The sequence below is a fragment of the Kitasatospora sp. NPDC090308 genome (genome assembly GCF_044769485.1).
GTDB lineage: Bacteria > Actinomycetota > Actinomycetes > Streptomycetales > Streptomycetaceae > Kitasatospora > Kitasatospora fiedleri.
This window is the reverse complement of the sequence record NZ_JBIVXY010000002.1, coordinates 396,488-416,776: the sequence shown is the minus strand read 5'-3', so window position 1 is coordinate 416,776 and position 20,289 is coordinate 396,488. Positions and strand designations below refer to the sequence as shown.

At 73.0% G+C, this 20,289-nt stretch carries 20 protein-coding genes; 10 read left to right on the top strand and 10 right to left on the bottom strand.

What is annotated here, in order from left to right:
• Positions 1–77: 77 nt before the first annotated feature.
• The 4 genes from ACIQVD_RS05885 to ychF all read right to left on the bottom strand — a co-directional run bounded on the left by ACIQVD_RS05885 (position 78) and on the right by ychF (position 2,996).
• A complete protein-coding gene (locus ACIQVD_RS05885; RefSeq protein ID WP_402286290.1) occupies positions 78–1,121 on the bottom strand; it encodes an IS630 family transposase in 1,044 nt (347 codons plus the stop codon).
• A 73-nt stretch (positions 1,122–1,194) separates the two neighbouring features.
• The gene (locus ACIQVD_RS05880; RefSeq protein WP_400682128.1) at positions 1,195–1,449 is read right to left on the bottom strand and encodes a Txe/YoeB family addiction module toxin; all 255 of its coding nucleotides are present in this window, start codon (positions 1,447–1,449) and stop codon (positions 1,195–1,197) included.
• Positions 1,446–1,727, bottom strand: a complete 282-nt coding sequence (locus ACIQVD_RS05875; protein WP_400682129.1) for a type II toxin-antitoxin system Phd/YefM family antitoxin — start codon at positions 1,725–1,727, stop codon at positions 1,446–1,448. Before ACIQVD_RS05875 ends, ACIQVD_RS05880 begins: the two co-directional genes overlap by 4 nt.
• A 195-nt stretch (positions 1,728–1,922) precedes the next feature.
• Positions 1,923–2,996 (bottom strand): redox-regulated ATPase YchF, encoded by a 1,074-nt coding sequence (gene ychF, locus ACIQVD_RS05870; RefSeq protein WP_100836529.1) that lies wholly within the window; start codon positions 2,994–2,996, stop codon positions 1,923–1,925.
• 178 nt (positions 2,997–3,174) lie between these two features.
• On the opposite strand from ychF, the gene ACIQVD_RS05865 reads away from it, so the two are divergent.
• Entirely contained in the window at positions 3,175–3,756 is a 582-nt protein-coding gene (locus tag ACIQVD_RS05865) for a DUF6542 domain-containing protein (RefSeq protein WP_402286285.1), read from the top strand.
• A gap of 27 nt (positions 3,757–3,783) precedes the next feature.
• Here the strand turns inward: ACIQVD_RS05865 and ppgK are convergent, their stop codons facing one another.
• The gene (gene ppgK / locus ACIQVD_RS05860) at positions 3,784–4,557 is read right to left on the bottom strand and encodes a polyphosphate--glucose phosphotransferase (protein ID WP_400682131.1); all 774 of its coding nucleotides are present in this window, start codon (positions 4,555–4,557) and stop codon (positions 3,784–3,786) included.
• Between the two features lie 153 nt (positions 4,558–4,710).
• Complete coding sequence (locus tag ACIQVD_RS05855; RefSeq protein ID WP_400682133.1) at positions 4,711–5,685, bottom strand: 4-hydroxy-3-methylbut-2-enyl diphosphate reductase; 975 nt, start codon at positions 5,683–5,685, stop codon at positions 4,711–4,713.
• A gap of 74 nt (positions 5,686–5,759) precedes the next feature.
• Here ACIQVD_RS05855 and ACIQVD_RS05850 point away from each other — a divergent pair, with 74 nt between their 5' ends.
• The 5 genes from ACIQVD_RS05850 (at position 5,760) to ACIQVD_RS05830 (ending at position 10,409) form a co-directional block, all read left to right on the top strand.
• Positions 5,760–7,124 carry an APC family permease gene (locus ACIQVD_RS05850; RefSeq protein ID WP_402286283.1) on the top strand — a complete coding sequence of 455 codons (1,365 nt, stop codon included), beginning with the start codon at positions 5,760–5,762 and terminating at the stop codon, positions 7,122–7,124.
• A 30-nt stretch (positions 7,125–7,154) separates the two neighbouring features.
• On the top strand, positions 7,155–8,396 hold the full coding sequence (gene xseA / locus ACIQVD_RS05845; protein ID WP_402286281.1) for an exodeoxyribonuclease VII large subunit: 1,242 nt from the start codon (positions 7,155–7,157) through the stop codon (positions 8,394–8,396).
• A 167-nt stretch (positions 8,397–8,563) separates the two neighbouring features.
• Entirely contained in the window at positions 8,564–9,283 is a 720-nt protein-coding gene (locus tag ACIQVD_RS05840; RefSeq protein WP_402286278.1) for an RNA polymerase sigma factor, read from the top strand.
• Between the two features lie 143 nt (positions 9,284–9,426).
• Positions 9,427–9,666, top strand: a complete 240-nt coding sequence (locus tag ACIQVD_RS05835; protein ID WP_400682139.1) for an exodeoxyribonuclease VII small subunit — start codon at positions 9,427–9,429, stop codon at positions 9,664–9,666.
• 149 nt (positions 9,667–9,815) lie between these two features.
• Positions 9,816–10,409, top strand: a complete 594-nt coding sequence (locus ACIQVD_RS05830) for a malonic semialdehyde reductase (RefSeq protein ID WP_100836538.1) — start codon at positions 9,816–9,818, stop codon at positions 10,407–10,409.
• A gap of 140 nt (positions 10,410–10,549) precedes the next feature.
• Here the strand turns inward: ACIQVD_RS05830 and ACIQVD_RS05825 are convergent, their stop codons facing one another.
• Positions 10,550–11,077, bottom strand: a complete 528-nt coding sequence (locus ACIQVD_RS05825) for a DUF4245 domain-containing protein (protein WP_400682140.1) — start codon at positions 11,075–11,077, stop codon at positions 10,550–10,552.
• 238 nt (positions 11,078–11,315) lie between these two features.
• On the opposite strand from ACIQVD_RS05825, the gene glpX reads away from it, so the two are divergent.
• Positions 11,316–12,356 carry a class II fructose-bisphosphatase gene (gene glpX / locus ACIQVD_RS05820; protein ID WP_100836540.1) on the top strand — a complete coding sequence of 347 codons (1,041 nt, stop codon included), beginning with the start codon at positions 11,316–11,318 and terminating at the stop codon, positions 12,354–12,356.
• 88 nt (positions 12,357–12,444) lie between these two features.
• Here the strand turns inward: glpX and ACIQVD_RS05815 are convergent, their stop codons facing one another.
• Complete coding sequence (locus ACIQVD_RS05815; RefSeq protein WP_100836541.1) at positions 12,445–12,795, bottom strand: WhiB family transcriptional regulator; 351 nt, start codon at positions 12,793–12,795, stop codon at positions 12,445–12,447.
• Between the two features lie 243 nt (positions 12,796–13,038).
• On the bottom strand, positions 13,039–13,779 hold the full coding sequence (locus ACIQVD_RS05810; protein ID WP_400682143.1) for a DUF1707 domain-containing protein: 741 nt from the start codon (positions 13,777–13,779) through the stop codon (positions 13,039–13,041).
• Between the two features lie 161 nt (positions 13,780–13,940).
• Between ACIQVD_RS05810 and ACIQVD_RS05805 the strand changes: the two genes are divergently transcribed.
• A complete protein-coding gene (locus tag ACIQVD_RS05805) occupies positions 13,941–15,602 on the top strand; it encodes a fumarate hydratase (protein ID WP_282202428.1) in 1,662 nt (553 codons plus the stop codon).
• A gap of 75 nt (positions 15,603–15,677) precedes the next feature.
• Here the strand turns inward: ACIQVD_RS05805 and ACIQVD_RS05800 are convergent, their stop codons facing one another.
• Entirely contained in the window at positions 15,678–15,887 is a 210-nt protein-coding gene (locus ACIQVD_RS05800) for a hypothetical protein (protein WP_400682144.1), read from the bottom strand.
• Positions 15,888–16,098: 211 nt separating this feature from the next.
• Between ACIQVD_RS05800 and ACIQVD_RS05795 the strand changes: the two genes are divergently transcribed.
• The gene (locus tag ACIQVD_RS05795) at positions 16,099–19,080 is read left to right on the top strand and encodes an AfsR/SARP family transcriptional regulator (RefSeq protein ID WP_400682145.1); all 2,982 of its coding nucleotides are present in this window, start codon (positions 16,099–16,101) and stop codon (positions 19,078–19,080) included.
• Positions 19,081–19,507: 427 nt separating this feature from the next.
• A complete protein-coding gene (locus tag ACIQVD_RS05790) occupies positions 19,508–20,245 on the top strand; it encodes a class I SAM-dependent methyltransferase (RefSeq protein WP_400682146.1) in 738 nt (245 codons plus the stop codon).
• The last annotated feature ends 44 nt before the right edge of the window (positions 20,246–20,289 follow it).

Sequence of the window (20,289 nt, the reverse complement as noted above, 5' to 3'; positions counted from 1 at the left end):
GGGAGCGGGACTTGCCTCGGAAAGGCGAGCCCCGTTCGAATTTCGCATTTAACAGATCCATCTATCGACCCGAAACGCTAAGGTTTCTGCGCGTCGAGGATGTACCGGACGTGCGGGGCGCGGAAGTAGCCCCGCACGATGCGGGGCTGATTCTGGCGTCGGTGGAAGAAGCGGCGGACCTCGTCGGCGAGCCCTCCGGCGTTTCGGGCCCGGCAAGCCGGCAGGAGTGTCCGCTTGAGGTCCGCGTTGACGAACTCGTCCGGGTCGGTCTCCGGCGCGTAGGCGGGCAGCAGGTGCAGGACGATCCGGTCCTCGTGCTCGGCCAGCCACTCGCGGACCGCCTTGCCGCGGTGGACCGAGTGCCGGTCGACGACCAGGTGGGTCTTCCGGTCGAACTGCCCGACCAATCTGCGGAGGAAGTCGAGGAACACCGTGGTGGTGGACGATCCGCGATAGGCCGTGAACCACATCTTCCCGCGGGTACTGATCGCCGACATGGCGTTCACCGAGAAGCGGTTGCCCGTCCGCCTGATGGTCGGCGTGCCGCCCTTCGCGGCCCAGGTGCGCCCCGAGACCTGGTCCGAGCGGACACCGACCTGGTCGGCGGACAGCACCTCGGCGGACCGCGCGCGGATGGCCGGCCAGGTCTCCTCGCGCCACGCGCGCACCGCTTCCGGACCCTGTTCGATCGCCCGCTTGTCCGGTCGCTGGAAGGACAGGCCCCAACGCCGCAGGTACTTGCCCACGCCCTGCTCGGTCAGCCGCACCCGGTAGAGCAGGGCGATCAGGTCACCGACCATGGCGCGCGTCCACAACTGGCCGCCCAGGCCGAGGTCTTCGGGCCGGTGGTCGAGCAACGCCTGACGGACACACTGCTGCTCGTCCGGGTCCAGCACCTGGTGCTCGCCCGGCCGTCGGCCGCGTCGGCCGGAGACCAGGGCCTCACGGCCGCCGGCTTGCCACGCCGCCCACCAGTCGGCAACCGACTCGGCGCTCACACCCAGGAGTTCAGCCGCCTCACGCCGGTTCCGTCCCGCCCGAACGGCTGCCACGGCCCGCATCCGCAAGGCCTCCTGCGCGTCCGGCGACAACCGCCGCGCATCCCCAACCAAGTCCGTCACGCCAGGATCAACGAGCCCGGAACCTTACCGTTTCGGGTCAATAAGTCAGCACAAGAGCGCACCCGAACTGCAATCAGTAGTGATAGCGGGCCGCCAGGATGACGACCTCACGGTCGGTGACCAGATAGACGAGGCGGTGCTCGTCGTCGATCCGCCGGGACCAGGCCCCCGGCAGGTGGTACTTCAGCGGCTCGGGTTTGCCGATCCCGGTGAACGGATCGCGCAGGACATCCTCAATGAGCTTGTTGATCCGGGCGAGCGTCTTGCGGTCGTTCTTGAGCCAGGACGTGTAGTCCTCCCAGCCCTGCGCTTCGAAGACGAGCCTCACTCGACACCCCGCTCGGCGTCAGCCGAGTCGGGGTCGATGAGCGTGCGCTCGGAGAGCCCGATGCCGTTCAGCGCGTTGTCGTACGCCTTCAGCAGGCGACGTGCGTTCGCCGGCGAACGCAGGAGGTAGGAGCCCTCGCGCAGCGAGGCGTAATCCTCGGCGGAGACGAGCACGGCGTTTCCGTGCTTGGAGACGATCTCGATGGCGTCGTGGTCCTCGTTGACTTTCTTGATCAACGGGAAGAGATCCCTTCGGGCCTCGCTCGCGGTGATGGACATGGCCGTACCCCCTTCGGCGAGTGGTACCGAACAACGTACCACTCAAGTGGGGATCCCGGGGCTCGACGACCGGTGCGGACCCCCACAAGTCAGCACCAGGTCAGCACAGAAACGAGGAGAGGGCCGGACTCCGTGGAGTCCGGCCCTCTCCGACCTGCACACTCGTCAAATCAAGTGACGTGCAGTGCTGAATCGTCAGACGTTGAAGCGGAACTCCACCACGTCGCCGTCCTGCATGACGTAGTCCTTGCCCTCGATGCGGGCCTTGCCCTTGGCGCGGGCCTCGGGGAGGGAGCCGGCGGCGACGAGGTCGTCGAAGGAGGTGACCTCGGCCTTGATGAAGCCCTTCTGGAAGTCGGTGTGGATGACACCGGCGGCCTCGGGGGCGGTGGCGCCCTGCTTGATGGTCCAGGCCCGGGTTTCCTTGGGGCCGGCGGTGAGGTAGGTCTGCAGGCCGAGGGTGGCGAAGCCGACGCGGGCGAGGGTGGCGAGGCCGGGCTCGTCCTGGCCCATGGACTGGAGGAGTTCGAGTGCCTCGGCGTCGTCGAGTTCGATGAGCTCGGACTCGATCTTGGCGTTGAGGAAGATGGCCTCGGCGGGGGCGACCAGGGCGCGCTGGGCGTTCTTGAAGTCCTCGTCGGAGAGGGCGTCCTCGTCGACGTTGAAGACGTAGAGGAAGGGCTTCGAGGTCATCAGGTGCAGGTCGCGGACGGCGGTGGTGTCGAAGCCGGCCTCGAAGAGGGTCTTGCCGGTCTCCAGGACGGCCTGGGCGGCCTCGGCGGCGGCGAGGACGGGGGCGGTGTCCTTCTTGAGGCGGGCTTCCTTCTGGAGCCGGGGCAGCGCCTTCTCGATGGTCTGGAGGTCGGCGAGGATCAGCTCGGTGTGGATGGTCTCGATGTCGTCCTTGGGCGAGACCTTGCCGTCGACGTGGACCACGTCGGGGTCGGTGAAGGCCCGGACCACCTGGCAGATCGCGTTGGCCTCGCGGATGTTGGCGAGGAACTTGTTGCCCAGGCCCTCGCCCTCGCTGGCGCCGCGGACGATGCCGGCGATGTCGACGAAGTCGACGGTGGCGGGGAGGACGCGCTGCGAACCGAAGATCTCGGCGAGCTTCTCCAGGCGCGGGTCGGGGACACCGACGACGCCGACGTTCGGCTCGATGGTGGCGAACGGGTAGTTGGCCGCCAGCACGTCGTTCTTGGTCAGGGCGTTGAACAGGGTCGACTTGCCGACGTTCGGCAGGCCGACGATTCCGATCGTGAGCGACATGGAGAGTGGTGTCCCGTGGCTTGGAGGGCGTCGAGGTGGCCCGTACGGGCCGATCCCCCAGTCTACGGGGCGCGCGCGGGGCCTCCGGCAGCGCGGTGGGGCGCGCTCCGGCCGGACACGGACAATTGCCGGGGAGCCATTACACAAGGTGTCGATGATCGGACCGTACGTTGGTCGGGTGGAGCAGAGCACCCGTACCCAGCCGCCAGGGCCGAGAAGGCGACCGCCCGGTCGGGGCGCCGCCGAGGCCGCCGTTCCGGGGCAGAGCGGCCCCCCCGACTCGCGGCTGCGGTCGGCCTCCGGCGTCCGGACCGGCCCGCCGGTCGTGCAGCGCGCGGCGCAGCGGCTGCTGGCGGCCCGGCGGCGGCGCGGCGGGAGCGGGCGGCCGGCCCGGCTGACCGCGGTGGGCACCGGGGTCGCGGCGGTGGCCGGGACGCTGGTGTCGGCGGGGGTGGACCGGCTGCTGTTCGGCGGGCTCGGGGTGCTGTTCGGGCTCGGCTATCTGGTGGTGTGCTTCCAGCTGGCCGTGCGGGTGCGGTACTCGGACCTGCCGGCGGCGCCGATCTGCGGGCCGATCGCCTTCGCGGCGGCGCTGGTGCTGTTGCAGCCGGGCCCCTCCCAGGGCGTGACCGGCGAGGTGGTGGCGCTGGCCGGCGGGCTGGCGCTGCGGGCGGGCTGGCTGTTCGCCGGCACCGCCCTGGCCGCCGCGATCGTCACCGCGCGTCACGTGGCCCAGCGCCGGCGGCACCGGGTCCGCTGAGCCCGCCGGGCCGCCCGACCGGCCCGGTCAGCCGACCGGGGGTTCGGACGCGGGCACGGTGGGCCGCAGGCTCGCCGCCATGGCCGCGCCGACGATGCCCGCGTCGTTGCGCAGTTCGGCCGGGACGACCTCGGCGCGGCGGTCCTTGAGCAGCGGCAGGAACTTCTCGTGCTTGCGGCTGACGCCGCCGCCGATGACGACCAGCTGCGGGGAGAACAGCATCTCGACCAGGTCGAGGTACTCGTCGACCCGCCCGGCCCACTCGGACCAGCTGAGGTCGTGGCGCTCCTTGGCGGCGGAGGAGGCGCGCCGTTCGGCGTCCTTGCCGCGCAGTTCGAGGTGGCCGAGTTCGGTGTTGGGGACGAGCACGCCGTCGGAGAACAGGGCGCTGCCGATGCCGGTGCCGAAGGTGAGCAGCAGGACGACGCCCTTGCGGCCGCGTCCGGCGCCGTGGGTGACCTCGGCGATCCCGGCCGCGTCGGCGTCGTTGACGACGGTGGCGGGCAGGCCGAGCGCCTCGCTGAACCGGTGGGCGGCGTCCAGGCCGATCCAGCCCTTGTCGACGTTGGCCGCGGTCATGGTGCGCCCGTCGACGACCACGCCGGGGAAGGTCAGGCCGACCGGTCCCCGGTGGTCGAAGTGCCGGACCACCTCGCAGACCGCGCCGATCACCTCGTCCGGGCCGGACGGGTGCGGGGTGAGCACCTTGTGCCGCTCCTGGGCGAGCACGCCCTTGTCCAGGTCGACCGGCGCGCCCTTGATGCCCGAGCCGCCGATGTCCACGCCGAAGAACGTCGTCACTGCCGTCGCCTCCCTCACTGGCCGTGAGCATCCGCTGCCCGCCGGTCCTCGTACCAAACGTACGGGCGGAGCGGAACCTGCGCAGCCCTTGCGACGCGCGCGGTCCGGCGCCCTCCGGGGAGGGGGCCGGACCGCGGTCGGGGTGACGGGGGGTCAGAGCTTGCCGGCGGCCTCGGCGCGCAGGTCGCGGCGGAGCTCCTTGGGGAGCGAGAAGGTGAGGTGCTCCTCGGCGGTCTTGACCACCTGGACGTCCTCGAAGCCGTGCTCGGCGAGGAGCCGGAGCACGCCGTCGACCAGGATCTCCGGCACCGAGGCGCCGCTGGTCAGGCCGACCGTGGTGACGCCCTCCAGCCAGGCCGGGTCGATCTCCTCGGCGAAGTCGACCAGGTGGGCGGCCTTGGCGCCGTACTCCAGGCCGACCTCGACCAGCCGGACCGAGTTGGAGGAGTTCCTGGAGCCGACCACGATCAGCAGGTCGGCCTCGGGGGCGAGCTGCTTGACCGCGACCTGGCGGTTCTGGGTGGCGTAGCAGATGTCGTCGCTGGGCGGGGAGACCAGCAGCGGGAAGCGCTGCTTGAGGGCGCCGACGGTCTCCATGGTCTCGTCCACGGAGAGGGTGGTCTGGGAGAGCCAGACCAGCTTGGACTCGTCGCGGACCCGCACGTTGGCGACGTCCTCGGCGCCGTCCACCAGGTGGATGCGCTCGGGGGCCTCGCCCATGGTGCCGACGACCTCCTCGTGGCCCTCGTGGCCGATCAGCAGGATGTCGTAGTCCTCGTCGGCGAAGCGGCGGGCCTCCTTGTGCACCTTGGTGACCAGCGGGCAGGTCGCGTCGATGGTGGCGAGCCGGCCGGTCTCGGCCTCGTCGTGCACGGACGGGGCCACGCCGTGGGCCGAGAAGACCACGATCGAGCCCTCGGGCACCTCCTCCGTCTCGTCGACGAAGATCGCGCCCTGCTTCTCCAGGGTCTGCACGACGTACTTGTTGTGGACGATCTGCTTGCGGACGTAGATGGGCGCCCCGTACTGCTCCAGGGCCTTCTCCACGGCGATCACGGCGCGGTCGACACCCGCGCAGTAGCCACGGGGGGCGGCGAGCAGGACACGGCGCTGAGCACTGGTGGACATGGCTCCATCGTACGGGCGAGTCCCGCGGGGGGCGGACGCGCGCCGCCGCCGCCGGACGGGTGCGGCCGGGTGGAATGGCCAGGGTGAGCACACAGGCGAGCACGGCTGGGCTGCGGCGCACCCTCGGGGTGCGGGATCTGATGGTGTACGGGCTGCTGTTCATCGCCCCGATGGCGCCGGTCGGCGTGTTCGGCGTGCTGGACGCGAAGAGCCACGGCGCGGTGGCGGCGGTGTACCTGGTGGCGACGGTGGCGATGGGGTTCACCGCGCTGTCGTACGCCGAGATGGTGCGGGCGGTGCCGCGGGCCGGCTCGGTGTTCGCGTACGCCCGGGCCGGGTTGGGCGAGGGGCCGGGGTTCGTCGCCGGGTGGATGGCGATGCTCGACTACCTGCTGATCCCGGCGGTGGCGTACCTGTTCTCCGGGATCGCGCTCAACTCGCTGGTGCCGGACGTCTCGCGCTGGGTGTGGACGGTGCTGGCGGTGCTGGTCACCACGGCGCTCAACCTGACCGGGGTGCGGACGGCGGCGGTGGTCGGGTTCGCGGTGCTGGCGATGGAGGTCGTCGTGCTGGCGGTCTTCGTGGTCGCGGCGGCGGTGGTGCTGGCCCGGGACGGGGCGGCGCGCGACTGGGGGTCCCCGTTCGGGGGAGTCGGCGGGTTCTCGTTGACGGCGGTGCTGTCGGCGGTGTCGGTGGCGGTGCTCTCCTACCTGGGCTTCGACGCGATCGCCTCCTTCGTCGAGGAGGCGGTCGGCGCGTCCGCGGCGGTGGCCCGGGCGGTGCTGTGGTGCCTGGCGCTGGCCGGGCTGCTGTTCGTGACGCAGACCTACCTGGCGGCGCTGCTGGAGCCGACGGCGCCGCAGCAGCTGGCGGCCGACCCGGAGGCGCAGGGCTCGGCGTTCTACGACACCGTGGAGTCCGCGGTCGGGCACTGGCTGCACGTGCTGATCGCGGTGTCCAAGGCGGTCGGGGCGGCGTTCGCGGCGCTGGCCGGGCAGGCGGCGGCCGGGCGGCTGGTGTTCGCGATGGGGCGGGAGGGGCGGCTGCCGCGCCTGCTGGGCGTGGTGGACGAGCGGACGGCGGTGCCCCGGCGGGCGCTGCTGACCGCGGCCGTCGTCACGCTGGTGGCGGCGGTCTGGGCGGCCCGCCGGGACGACGGGCTGGACCAGCTGACCTCGGTGGTGAACGTCGGCGCGCTGACCGCGTTCGTGCTGCTGCACGCCTCGGTGGTGGGCTGGTACGTGGTGCGCGGGGGCTCGCGGGACTGGCTGCGGCACGGGGTGGTGCCGGTGCTGGGCGTCGCGGTGCTGGTGGCGGTGCTGGTGGAGGCCGCCCACACCGCGCAGGTGGTGGGGGCGGTGTGGCTGGTGGTGGGGCTGGTGGTGCTCGTCGCCCAGCGCGGGCGGAACCGGGGCCGCGGGAGCGGGACGCGCCCCTGATGTGTCCCGCCCGGGGGCTAGCCTCGGGGGATGGCCAACACGAGCAGTCCTGAAGCGCCCCTGCCGGTGGGCAAGGTCTCGGCGTTGATCGGCGGATGGGTCGACCGGCTGGGCGAGGTCTGGGTGGAGGGGCAGATCGCGCAGCTGAACCGGCGGCCGGGGGCGGGCATGGTGTTCCTGACCCTGCGCGACCCGGACCGGGACGTCTCCTTGACGGTGACCTGCTTCCGGCAGGTGTTCGAGCAGGTCGCGGACGCCGTGCAGGAGGGCGCCCGGGTGATCGTCCGGGCGAAGCCGGAGTGGTACACGGCGCGCGGCACGCTCTCGCTGCGCGCCTCCGAGCTGCGGCTGGTCGGCCTGGGCGAACTGCTGGCCCGGCTGGAGCAGTTGAAGCGGCGGCTGTTCGCCGAGGGCCTGTTCGAGGACGCCCGGAAGCGGCCGCTGCCGTTCCTGCCGGGCTGCGTGGGCCTGGTCACCGGCCGGGGTTCGGCGGCCGAGCGGGACGTGCTGGAGAACGCCCGGCGGCGCTGGCCGGCGGTGCGCTTCGAGGTGCGCAACGTGCTGGTGCAGGGGCCGCAGGCGGTGGGCCAGGTGTGCGCGGCGGTGCGGGAGTTGGACGCGCTGCCGGAGGTCGAGGTGATCGTGGTGGCCCGCGGCGGCGGCAGCGTGGAGGACCTGCTGCCGTTCTCCGACGAGGAGCTGGTGCGGACGGTGGCGGCGGCCCGGACGCCGGTGGTGAGCGCGATCGGGCACGAGCCGGACCGGCCGCTGCTGGACTTCGTCGCGGACTTCCGGGCCTCCACGCCGACCGACGCGGCGAAGCGGGTGGTGCCGGACGTGGGCGAGGAGCTGGCGAAGGTGCGGCAGTTGCGGGACCGGGCGCGGCGGCACGTGCTGAACCGGGTGGAGCGGGAGTCGGCGGGGCTGGCCGCGGTGCGCAGCCGCCCGGTGCTGGCGGCGCCGACCGAGGCGGTGGCGGCCCGCGGGGCGGAGGTGGACGCGCTGGTGGAGCGGGCCCGGCGGGTGCTGGGGCACCGGCTGGACCACGCCCAGACCGACCTGGGGCACGCGCTGGCCCGGGTGGTGGCGCTGTCGCCGCTGGCCACCCTGGAGCGCGGGTACGCGGTGCTGCAGCGGGCGGACGGCACCGTGCTGACCGATCCCGGGCAGGCCGCGGCCGGCGAGGCGCTGCGGGCCCGGGTGGCGGGCGGTGCGTTCGAGGTGCGGGTGGCCGGGGCGGCGGAGGCCGGGGAGGCCGGGGCCGGGGGCTGACGGTCCGTCGACCGTCCGGAACCGGCTCGCGGAATTGTCCGCGAGCCCCCCTCCGCGCGGAAATCGGCGGGAATTGCCGGCGCTTCCCCGGGAACTGCTTGCACCGGGTCGGAGCGGGTCCTAGTGTGACGGCCCTTCCCTTTTCCGGCGTTTTCCGGAGGTTTGGCATGGACGTCCCCCCGGCGGGCCGACCGGCGGTGACGCCCGCGCTGATCGAGGCCGCGAAGTCCGGGAACCGCGAAGCCTGGGCGGTCATCTACCGGTGCCACCACGGCGCGGTGCTGGGGTTCCTGCTGCGCCGGACCGGGAACCGCCCGCTGGCCGAGGACCTGGCCCAGGACACTTTCGTCCGCGCGATGGCGGGAATTCGCGGTTTCCACTGGACGGGCACGGATATCGGCGCGTGGATGTTCACCATTGCCCGCCACGTGCTGCTGGACCACGAGAAACGGCGTTCCACCCGGCGCGAGTCGACGGTGGCGGCGTTCGCGGACCGGGATTCGGGGGTGCGGGTCGAGGAGGCGGTGATCGCGGCGGTGGAGGCGGAGCGGGTGGGCGCGGCACTGGCGGTGCTGAACGAGCGTCAGCGGGCGGTGCTCCGGCTGCGCTACTGGGACGGGCTGAGCTCGCTGGAGATCGCGGACCGGATCGGGCTGCGGGTCGGCGCCGTCAAGACGCTGACCTACCGGGCCCGGCTGAACCTGCGCCGCTCGCTGGCCGAGGGCGCGCCGCCCCCGGCCCGGCACGGGGTGGGGCCGCGCCGCCGGACGGCGGGGGCGGGGACTGCGGGCACGGCGGGGTCGGCGGTCCGGACGGCGGGTCAGGCGGTCGGCGGGCGCCGCCGGGAGAGCGCGGTGGAGTGCTCGCGGAAGCCGCGGCCCCGGTAGGGCGCCCCGGTGCGGGCCCGGGCGCGGGGTGCTCAGGTCCGGCGGAGCAGAGCAGGGCGGAACAGGGCAGGGCGGAACAGGGCAGGGCGGACGCGGGCCGGGGTGCGCCGGGTTTGTCGGGGGCAGCGCCTACCCTGGGCGGCATGGCAGATCAGCGCGGTCAGCGGGAAGCGGGTCCGGAGCAGGCGCTCGGGTACGAGCAGGCGCGGGACGAGCTGCTGGAGGTGGTCCGGCGGCTGGAGACCGGCGGGACGACGCTGGAGGAGTCGCTGGCGCTGTGGGAGCGCGGCGAGGAGTTGGCGAAGGTCTGCCAGCGCTGGCTGGACGGCGCCCGGGCCCGGCTGGACGCGGCGCTGGCCGTCGAGGAGCCTGCCGGGGAGTAACGGCCGGCGGCCCGGGGCGGCGGCGGGGCTGTGAGGTACATCACCACCCCGTCCGGGAATGGTTTAAGTTTCATCGAAGTTGCACCTCAGCGTGCGGCACCCCAGCCGCCGACCGGACCCCGTCTCCAGCTCTGAGGTAGGACACAGACATGACCCTGGCACTCGACGCCGCCGCTCAGGACCTGCTCTTCCGCGAGGCCCGCACCGCCAACACCTTCTCGGACGAGCCGGTCAGCGACGAGCAGGTCCAGGCGATCTACGACCTGGTGAAGTTCGGCCCGACCGCCTTCAACCAGCAGCCGCTGCGCATCGTCCTGGTCCGCTCCGAGGAGGGCCGCGCCCGCCTCGTCCAGCACATGGCCGACGGCAACAAGGCCAAGACCTCCGGCGCGCCGCTGGTCGCCATCCTGGCCGCCGACAACGAGTTCCACGAGGAGCTCCCGACCCAGCTGCCGCACTTCCCGCAGGCGAAGGACATGTTCTTCTCCGAGCGCGCGGTCCGCGAGTCCTCCGCCACCCTGAACGGCGCCCTGCAGGCCGCCTACTTCATCATCGGCGTCCGCGCCGCCGGCCTGGCCGCCGGCCCGATGACCGGCTACGACGCCGAGGGCATCAACAAGGAGTTCTTCGGCGACGGCGAGCACTCGGTGCTGGCCGTGGTCAACATCGGCAAGCCGGGCGAGGACGCCTGGTTCCCGCGCAGCCCGCGCCTGGCCTACGACGAGGTCGTCACCACCGTCTGATCCTCCCGGACGTCGGCGCTCCGCCGGCACCGGTGACCGCGAAGGCCCCCGCCGTTCCCCGGCGGGGGCCTTCGTCGTGCGCCGCGGTCGTTGCTGCGCCGCGGTCGTGCTGCGCCGCGGTCGTGGGCCGCCGACGTGCGCTAGCGGAGCGTCTCGGCGAGCCGGGCGAGCTCCTCGTAGGAGGCGGTGCCGGTGAGCACCGTGGTGCCGGTGTCGCCGGCCGGGCGGACCAGCGCCCGGTAGCGGTCGCCCTGCACCCGCTGCCACTCCTGGCCCGCCACCGTGGCGGTGCCGTCCGGCTCGGCGCCCGGCACGTTCAGCGCCACCACGTCCGCGGACTTGCCGTCGCTCTGCTCGACCGCCGCGTACTGGCCGGAGGCGGTGTTCAGGCCCAGGTGCCAGGCGGCGCGGCCCTTGTCGTCCCGGCCGTAGCTGACCGAGGTGGCCTTCCAGCCGTCCGGGAGCTGCTGCGGCCCGAGCAGCGGGTACGGCGCGGCCCGCTTCGCCGAGGCCAGTTCGACCTGGTACGGCACCGCGTGGACGCCGTTCTTGCCGTCCGCGCTGGGGATCGAGAAGTACGCGACCACCACCACGACGCCGACCGCCGCCATCGACAGGACCATGTCCCGTACCGTCTGACGGCCCCTGTTGCTGCTGTTGCCTGCCACCCGCCCATGGTAGGCGGCGCTTACGCGGGCACCGCGTGCCGGGGCGGGGCGGGACAGGGCGGGAGGAGCGGGAGGGGCGGGCGGGGACGGGGTGGCGAGGCCGGTGAGGGGTACGCGGGGAGTGCGCCACAGACACCCCTTCCACCTGCCGATACGATCGCAGCAACCCTCATCGCAGTGCCGGTGACCCTCCGCGTCCCGGTGCTGTCTGGCCGTCGCGTACAGAGAGGTAACGACGATGACCACGCAGTACCCGCACCACCTCCCCTCCGCCCTGGAGGTCGCTCCGGAGGCCCCCGACCGCAACCTCGCCCTCGAACTGGTCCGGGTCACCGAGGCCGCCGCGATGGCCGCCGGCCGCTGGGTCGGCCGGGGCGACAAGAACGGCGCCGACGGCGCGGCCGTGAAGGCCATGCGCACCCTCGTCTCCACCGTCTCGATGAACGGCATCGTCGTCATCGGCGAGGGGGAGAAGGACGAGGCCCCGATGCTCTACAACGGCGAGCGGGTCGGCGACGGCACCGGCGCCGAGTGCGACGTCGCCGTCGACCCGGTGGACGGCACCACCCTCACCGCCAAGGGCATGAACAACGCGGTCGCGGTCCTCGCGGTCGCCGACCGCGGCACCATGTTCGACCCCAGCGCGGTGTTCTACATGGACAAGCTGGTCTGCGGCCCCGAGGCCGCCGACTACGTCGACATCACCGCCCCGCCCGCGGTCAACATCCGCCGGGTCGCCAAGGCCAAGGGCTCCGCCGTCGAGGACGTCACCGTCGTGGTGCTGGACCGGCCCCGGCACGACGACCTGGTCCGGGAGATCCGGGAGGCCGGCGCCCGGATCAAGTTCATCTCGGACGGCGACGTGGCCGGCGCGATCATGGCCGCCCGCGAGGAGACCGGCATCGACCTGCTGATGGGCATCGGCGGCACCCCCGAGGGCATCATCGCGGCCTGCGCGATGAAGTGCATGGGCGGCGTCATCCAGGGCAGGCTCTGGCCGAAGGACGCGGCCGAGCGGCAGAAGGCGCTGGACGCCGGGCACGACCTGGACCGCGTCCTGACCACGGACGACCTGGTCAGCGGCGAGAACGTGTTCTTCGTCGCGACCGGCATCACCGACGGCGAGCTGCTGCGCGGCGTCCACTACCGGCAGGAGACCGCCACCACCTCGTCGCTGGTGATGCGCTCCAAGAGCGGGACGATCCGGCGGATCGACTCCACCCACAAGCTCGCCAAGCTGCGGGCGTACAGCGCGATCGACTTCGACCGCGCCAACTAGCGCGCGGGCGCGGAGTCGGGGCGCGGTTCCCCGCGCCCCCGGTTCCGTGCTCCCCGGTGCGCTCTCGCGGCGTCCGGCGCGGCGGGTGTCAGCCGGCTATCCGGGCCGGGACGCGGATCTCCGTGTCCCGGCGTCGGCGGCGGGTGAGGACGACCCGGCGTTCGGCGGCGGTGAGACCGCCCCAGACGCCGTAGGGCTCGGGCTGGGCGAGGGCGTGTTCGCGGCATTCGAGCAGGACCGGACAGCGGGCGCAGACCCGCTTGGCCTGCTCCTCGCGGGAGAGCCGGGCGGCCGTCGGCTCCTTGGAGGGGGCGAAGAACAGCCCGGCCTCGTCGCTGCGGCAGGCGGCCGAGGTGTGCCAGGGGTTGTCGTCCACGTCCGGCTGGGCCGCCGGGCGGCGGGCGGCGGCGGTGGCGCTGGACTCGATCGGATGCAGCACGGTGACTCCTGACCAGGCTCAAGGCTCGGGGACAATGTCGCCTCCTGCCCGACTGCCCCGTGCTCCCTCGCCGTGGCACCGTCGCCGACCCGCGGGGTCACAGCCGTACAGGAACGATGTGCGATTGGAACTACCCCGCCGCTCCGGGATTCATGCACACCGCACGCAATCGACTACGCCCTGCACTCGGGACAACGACGAGTGCCGCCCGGCGAGTTGACGCCCCGTCGGTGACCGCGCAGGTCAGCTGTCGAGCTGTCGGCGCACCCACTCCTTGAGCTTCTTGCCGCGGCGCGGCTTGGCGTCGACGCCGCCGAACACCGCGGCGCCCTTGACCCGGACCACGGGCGCGTGCGGGTCGGCGGAGGTCTGCTCGCGGACCTCGAAGCCGCCGAACACCCCGGCGCCGCCGCCGTGCAGGCTGACGTTCTCGGGGACCCGGATGTCGACGCCGCCGAACACCGAGACCACCTCGATGACCACCTCGGGGGACTCGAAGACCGCGTCGGTGAGGTCGATCTCGATGCCGCCGAACACGGCGACCGCCTTGAGGTGGGAGCCCACCCGCCAGCGGCCCTTGCGGGCGGCGCCGCCGAACACCGCGACCATGGTGGGCGCCTCGGCCCGGGCCGGGGGCAGCGCGGGCTTCGGGGCGGGGGCCCGGTCGTCCAGCGGGGCCTTGGTGAGGTTGTGCCGGATCGGCCCGGGGTGGCCGGGGAGGTCGCGGGTGAGGGGCTCCAACTCGCCGAAGGTGCGGGCGCCGTAGGCGGCCTCGATGCGTTCGGCGTGCTCGTCGACGGTGAGCCGGCCCTCGGCGTAGGCGTCGCGGAGCAGGTCGGCGACGCGTTCGCGGTCGGCGTCGGAGGCGCGCAGTTCGGCGGCCAGGTCGGTACCGGGGGTCCGGTCGGGAGCCGGTGCGGGCTCGTTCTTCGGCAGCGGGGCGGGCAGCGGGCCCTGCGGGTCCTGCACGGGAGAGTTGTCCACGTCACAAGCCTAGCGAGCCGACCCCGGAACCGAACGGCGGTTCGACGCAATGCGCGTGACGCCGGTCACGCAGGCCGACCTTACCGCCGGGGGCGCGGACAGGTGCGCCTAACCTGGAGGGTGCCTCGTCGACGAAGCCGAAAGAACCGAAGGATCACCCCATGGCCCCAGAGTTCGCCTACCGCGACCTGCTCCCGCTCGGCACGGACACCACTCCGTACCGCAAGCTCACCTCCGAGGGGGTCTCGACCTTCGAGGCCGGCGGTCGCACCTTCCTGCAGGTCGAGCCGGAGGCGCTGCGGCTGCTGACGGCCGAGGCGATGCACGACATCTCGCACTACCTGCGCCCGGCGCACCTGGCGCAGCTGCGCCGCATCCTGGACGACCCGGAGGCCAGCCCGAACGACCGGTTCGTGGCGCTGGACCTGCTGAAGAACGTCAACATCTCGGCGGGCGGCATCCTGCCGATGTGCCAGGACACCGGCACCGCGATCGTGATGGGCAAGCGCGGCCAGCACGTGCTGACCTCCGGCGAGGACGAGGCGGCGATCGCCCGCGGCGTGTTCGACGCGTACACCAAGCTGAACCTGCGGTACTCCCAGATGGCCCCGGTGACCATGTGGGACGAGAAGAACACCGGCAACAACCTGCCGGCCCAGATCGAGCTGTACGCCACCGACGGGGACGCCTACAAGTTCCTGTTCATGGCCAAGGGCGGCGGCTCGGCCAACAAGTCGTACCTGTACCAGGAGACCAAGGCGATCCTCAACGAGGCGTCGATGCTGAACTTCCTGGAGCAGAAGATCCGTTCGCTGGGCACCGCGGCCTGCCCGCCGTACCACCTGGCGATCGTGGTCGGCGGCACCAGCGCCGAGTTCGCCCTGAAGACCGCGAAGTACGCCTCCGCGCACTACCTGGACAACCTGCCCACCGGCGGCGACGCGCGGACCGGGCACGGCTTCCGCGACCTGGAGCTGGAGCAGAAGGTCTTCGAGCTGACCCAGAAGATCGGCATCGGCGCGCAGTTCGGCGGCAAGTACTTCTGCCACGACGTGCGGGTGATCCGGCTGCCGCGGCACGGCGCCTCGCTGCCGGTCGCGATGGCGGTGTCCTGCTCGGCGGACCGCCAGGCGCTCGGCAAGATCACCGCCGAGGGCGTGTTCCTGGAGCAGTTGGAGACCGACCCGGCGAAGTACCTGCCGGAGACCACCGACGAGCACCTGAACGACGACGTGGTGCGGATCGACCTGAACCGGCCGATGGCCGAGGTCCGCGCCGAGCTGTCCAAGTACCCGGTGAAGACCCGGCTCTCGCTCACCGGCACGCTGGTGGTGGCCCGCGACATCGCGCACGCCAAGATCAAGGAGCGGCTGGACGCCGGGCAGGGCATGCCGCAGTACCTGAAGGACCACCCGGTCTACTACGCGGGCCCGGCCAAGACCCCGGAGGGCTACGCGTCCGGCTCGTTCGGTCCGACCACGGCCGGGCGGATGGACTCCTACGTCGACCAGTTCCAGGCGGCGGGCGGCTCGATGGTGATGCTGGCCAAGGGCAACCGCTCCAAGCAGGTCACCAAGGCGTGCGCCGAGCACGGCGGCTTCTACCTGGGCTCGATCGGCGGCCCGGCGGCCCGGCTCGCGCAGGACTGCATCAAGAAGGTCGAGGTGCTGGAGTACCCGGAGCTGGGCATGGAGGCGGTCTGGCGGATCGAGGTGGAGGACTTCCCGGCGTTCATCGTGGTGGACGACAAGGGGAACGACTTCTTCGCCGAGGTCACCGACGGCCCGCTGATCACCAACCTGCGGGTGCGTTCGGCGCAGTAGCGGCCGTGGAGCGGGCGAACGGGACGAGCCCCGGCCGGTGAGGGTCGGGGCTCGTTCTGGTGAGGTGGGCAGCGGTCACGGGCAGTTGGTGACGGTGCCGAGCGGCTCGAAGGTCTCGTCGTCCCCGGTCTTGATCCGCTCCACGGCCGGCTCGGTGGGCTGCCCTTCGGCCAGCACCTCCAGGGCGTGCTCGATCGCGTTCGGATCGGCGGCGTCGGCGGTGTGCTCGACCGGGGCCGGGGTCTGCTCGGCCTCGGGAACGGTGGTGGTGGTCTCGTCGGCCATGGGGCGGGCCGCCTTTCAGCTGAGAGGGTTCGATCACCCGGACGACTGTGCCTGGGCGCGCGGACAGTATCGTAGGAACCGCTAAATGTCTTATAAACGTTGCACCGCGCATCCACTTGGTGGATGTTTGCGCGCTTCCTCATAAGCTGTCGCCCCCACACGACCGGCGGCGGCGTGGGGAACAGACGGTTCATCGGCCACAGGGGAGGACATGGAGCATCAGGACACGCGCTCCGCCGAGGCGTTGCGTTTCCAAGTGCTCGGCCCTGTCCAGGCGTGGCGCGGTGACGCGCCGCTGGCGCTCGGATCGCCGCAGCAACAGGCCGTGCTGGTGGCCCTGTTGCTCAGCGAGGGCCGTCCGGTGACCACCGACGACCTGGTCGACGGCATCTGGGGGGAGCGCACCCCGCCGCAGGCGGTGGCCGCGCTGCGCACCTACGTCTCCCGGCTGCGCTCGGTGCTGGAGCCGAACCGGGCCGCCCGCAAGCCCGCCGAGGTCCTGGTCTCGATGACCGACGGCTACGCGCTGCGGATCCCGGCCGACGCCCTGGACCTGACCGTCTTCGAGCACCGGGTCGCGGATGCCGGGACCGCCCGGGGCGACGGCGGCCTGCGCTCCGCCCACGACACCCTGGTCGCCGCGCTCGACCTGTGGCGCGGCCGCCCGCTGCCCGGCGTGCCGGGCCCGTACGCCGAGACCCAGCGCAACCGGCTGGCGGAACGGCAGCTCGCGGTGGCCGAGGAGCGCTGCGCGCTGGCCCTGGAGATCGGCCTGCACGCCGACGTGGTGGCCGAGTTGAACGCGCTGTCCGCCGCGTACCCGCTGCGCGAGCGGCTGCGCGAACTGCTGATGCTGGCGCTGTACCGCAGCGGCCGGCAGGCCGAGTCGCTGGGCGTGTACGCGGACACCCGGAAGCTGCTGATCGACGAGCTGGGCGTGGAGCCGGGCGGCGGGCTCTCCGCGGTGCACGCCCGGATCCTGGCCGGCGACCCGGAGCTGCTGGCCACCTCGGCCGCCCCGCCGAAGGCCGCCGAGGAGCCGCCCGCCTTCGTTCCGCCCGCCCAACTCCCGGCCGACGTCTCGGACTTCAGCGGCCGCAACAAGCTGGTCGGCGAGCTGCGGGACGTGCTGAGGGCGGGTTCCGGCCAAGCCGTCGTGGTGACCTCGCTGGCCGGCATCGGCGGCGTCGGCAAGACCACCCTCGCGGTGCACGTGGCGCACTCGCTGCGGCCGGACTTCCCGGACGGGCAGTTGTACGTGGACCTGCGCGGCGCGGGCGCCTCCCCGGCCGACCCGGCCGTGGTGCTCGGCGACTTCCTGCACGCGCTCGGCGCGCCCGACGCCCCCGACTCGCTGGACCAGCGCGCCGCGCTGTACCGCTCGCTGCTGGCCGACAAGCGGATGCTGATCCTGCTCGACAACGCCCGCGACGCCGGGCAGCTGCGGCCGCTGATCCCCGGCGTCTCCGGCAACGCGGTGATGGTGACCAGCCGCTCCCGGCTGGCCGAACTGCCCGGCGCGCACCTGGTGGACATCGAGGAGCTGACCCCGGACGAGGCGCTGGCGCTGTTCTCGGCGATCGTCGGGGCCGAGCGGGTCGGCGCCGAACCCGAGGCCGCGCTCCAGGTGGTGACCTCCTGCGGCTTCCTGCCGCTGGCGGTCCGGATCGCCGCCGCCCGGCTGGCCAGCCGTCCGCGCTGGAGCGTCTCCGACCTGGCCCGGCGGTTAGCGGACCAGCGCAACCGGCTCCAGGAGCTCCAGCTCGGCAACCTCGCCGTGGAGACCACCCTGGGGCTCGGTTACGCCCAGCTCCGGCCGGAGGAGGCCCGGGCGTTCCGGCTGCTCGCCCTGGTCGACTCCCCCGACCTGCCGCTGCCCGCCGTCACCGCGCTGCTCGGCACCTCCGAGCAGGAGGCCGAGGACCTGGCGGAGTCCCTGGTCGAGGCCAACATGCTGGAGTGCTTCACCCCCGGCCGGTACCGGTACCACGACCTGCTGCGCCTGTACGCGCAGCGGCAGAACGCCAAGCTCGGCGACGTCGGACGGCAGCACGAGGCACTGCTGCGGCTGCTGGACCTGCTGCACGCCACCGTGCGCAACGCCGAGCGGGTCATCGAGCCGGACGACATCTACGTGGAGTCGCTGCACGTCGCCCGCTCGCCGGGGCGGGTGTTCCCCGACACCGACGCCGCCCGCGGCTGGCTCCGCTCCGAGGTCGCGCTGCTGCTCAGCAGCGTCGAGGCGGCGGCCGGTGCCCCGCCGGAACTGCTGCACCCCGCCGTGGACATCCTGCAGCGGATGACCCACATGGTCGAGGACCCGTCGCTCGCCTCGCGCATCCGCAGCGTGCTGCACGCCGCCGCGGCGAGCCCCGGCGCCCAGGACGACCCGGGGACCCGGGCCCAGGTGCACTACGCGCTCGGCCACATCCACCAGGTGGCGTCCGAACTCGCCGAGGCCGAGGGGGAGCTGGCGAAGAGCCTGGCGCTCCAGCCGGTCGACCGGCCCACCGCGCTGCGGCTGGCCACGGCCAACGGCCTGGGCATCACGCTGTTCCGAGCCGGCCGCCCCGCCGAGGCGCTGCCCGTGTACCAGCAGGCGCAGGAGACGGCCCGCCGGCTGGACTCCTCGATCAGCGAGGCCCGGCTGCTCGCCAACATGGCCCGCGCCCACGTCGGCCTGGACCGCCACGCCGAGGCCGTGGACGCCGCGCGCGCCGCGGTGGCGGCGGCCCGGGCGTCCGGGAACGTGCCGTGCCTGGCGGACACGCTCTACCAGTTGGGCGTGGTGCTGCGCTCGACCGGTTCGCCCGGTGAGGCGGCGGTGCACCTGCGGGAGGCGCACCAGCTGTACCGGCAGCAGCAGCACCCGATCTGGGAGGGCTACTCGCTGGCCCGGCTGGCGGCCTGCCTGCTGGCGGACGGCCGGTTCCCGGCGGCGGCGGAGGCGGCCGAGGAGTCGCTGTCGATCGCCCAGGAGATCGAGGCCGCGTACTGCCAGGGCATGGCGAACGCGGCGCTGGGCGAGGCGCTCCTGGAGTTGGGGCAGCCCTCGCGCGGGCTGGCGTGCCTCCAGGAGGCGCTCACGGTGTTCACGCGGCTCGGTGTGCCCGAGGCCCAGCCCGTGCAGGACCTCATCACGTCTCGGCACACCGAGCCTCCCCCTCCCCCTGTTCCCCCCACCGCGCCCTAGGCTCCCGTTCCCCCCTGGTGTTCCCCCCTGGTCCCCCCTGGCGGAAGCCCGTCCCCCCGGAGCGTCAGCGTCCCCGCAGCCCCCCGGCTGCGGGAACGCTTTGACGCTTCCCCGGCGCTGAGAAGACTCTGACAGGTCGCGATTGACGTTCGATAAACGCCTGCGGCCGGGCCGTCGGTCCGGCGTCGGCGCAGGTCACCGCCCTGCCGCCGGTGCGCCATGCGGCGCGCGGCGCGGTGGCGCGCTCCGTCGCGGGCCCCGGTGTGCTTCCCCTGGCGGGCGATAAGCGCCCAACGGCGCACGAGTTGGCCGGAAACGGACTCCACGGTCCGGTGATCGCGTTTATTCTCGAAGGCCAGGGTCGGGAGTGGAGTGCGGGCCACGACGGGCAGGGCAGGACGCGCGCGGGAGAGGTGCCCAGATCATCGTGACGGACGAACAGACCGCTGCCGCCGACGACGCCGGCCCGGCGTCCGCGGCGGGTGCGCGCCGGGAGGAACGGGCCCGCCAGGCCGCCGTGTTCGACGCGGTCGGGGGCCGCTACCAGGAGGTGTTTCCGGCCAGGGCCGGGCAGCTCGCGTGCGGCGACTGGCTGCTGGCCGAACTCCCGCCCGGGGCCCGGGTGCTGGACGTGGGCTGCGGGGCCGGCGAGCCGACCGCCCGCCAACTGGCCGACGGCGGGCTGCGGGTGACGGGCGTCGACCTGTCCGAGGGCATGCTGGCGCGGGCCCGGGCGGCCGTCCCGGCGGCGGAGTTCCACCGGATGGACGTCCTGGACCTGGGCCTGGACGGCGCCGCGTCCCGCTGGGGCGTCAAGGAGCTGGGCCCGGACGGGAACGGCTCGCTGGACGCCGCGACCGCGTTCTTCTCGCTGCTGATGCTGCCCCGGGCAGAGATCGCCGAGACGCTCGGCCGGCTCCGCGCCCTGCTGCGTCCCGGCGGCCTGCTGGCGCTGGGCATGGTCGAGGCGGACCTGGACGACGCGCCGCTGCCGTTCCTGGAGCAGGAGATCCGGGTCAGCGGCTACCTGCGCGAGGAGCTGGCCGGGCTGCTGGAGCGCAGCGGCTTCGCGGTGCGGGCGGTGGACAGCCAGTCGTACGCGCCCGCCGGGTCCGCGCAGCCGCCGGAGACCCAGCTGTACCTGCGCTGTCGGCGCACCGGCTGACGAGGCGTCGGCTTCCGTCCCCGAGACCACATCTGCACAGATCG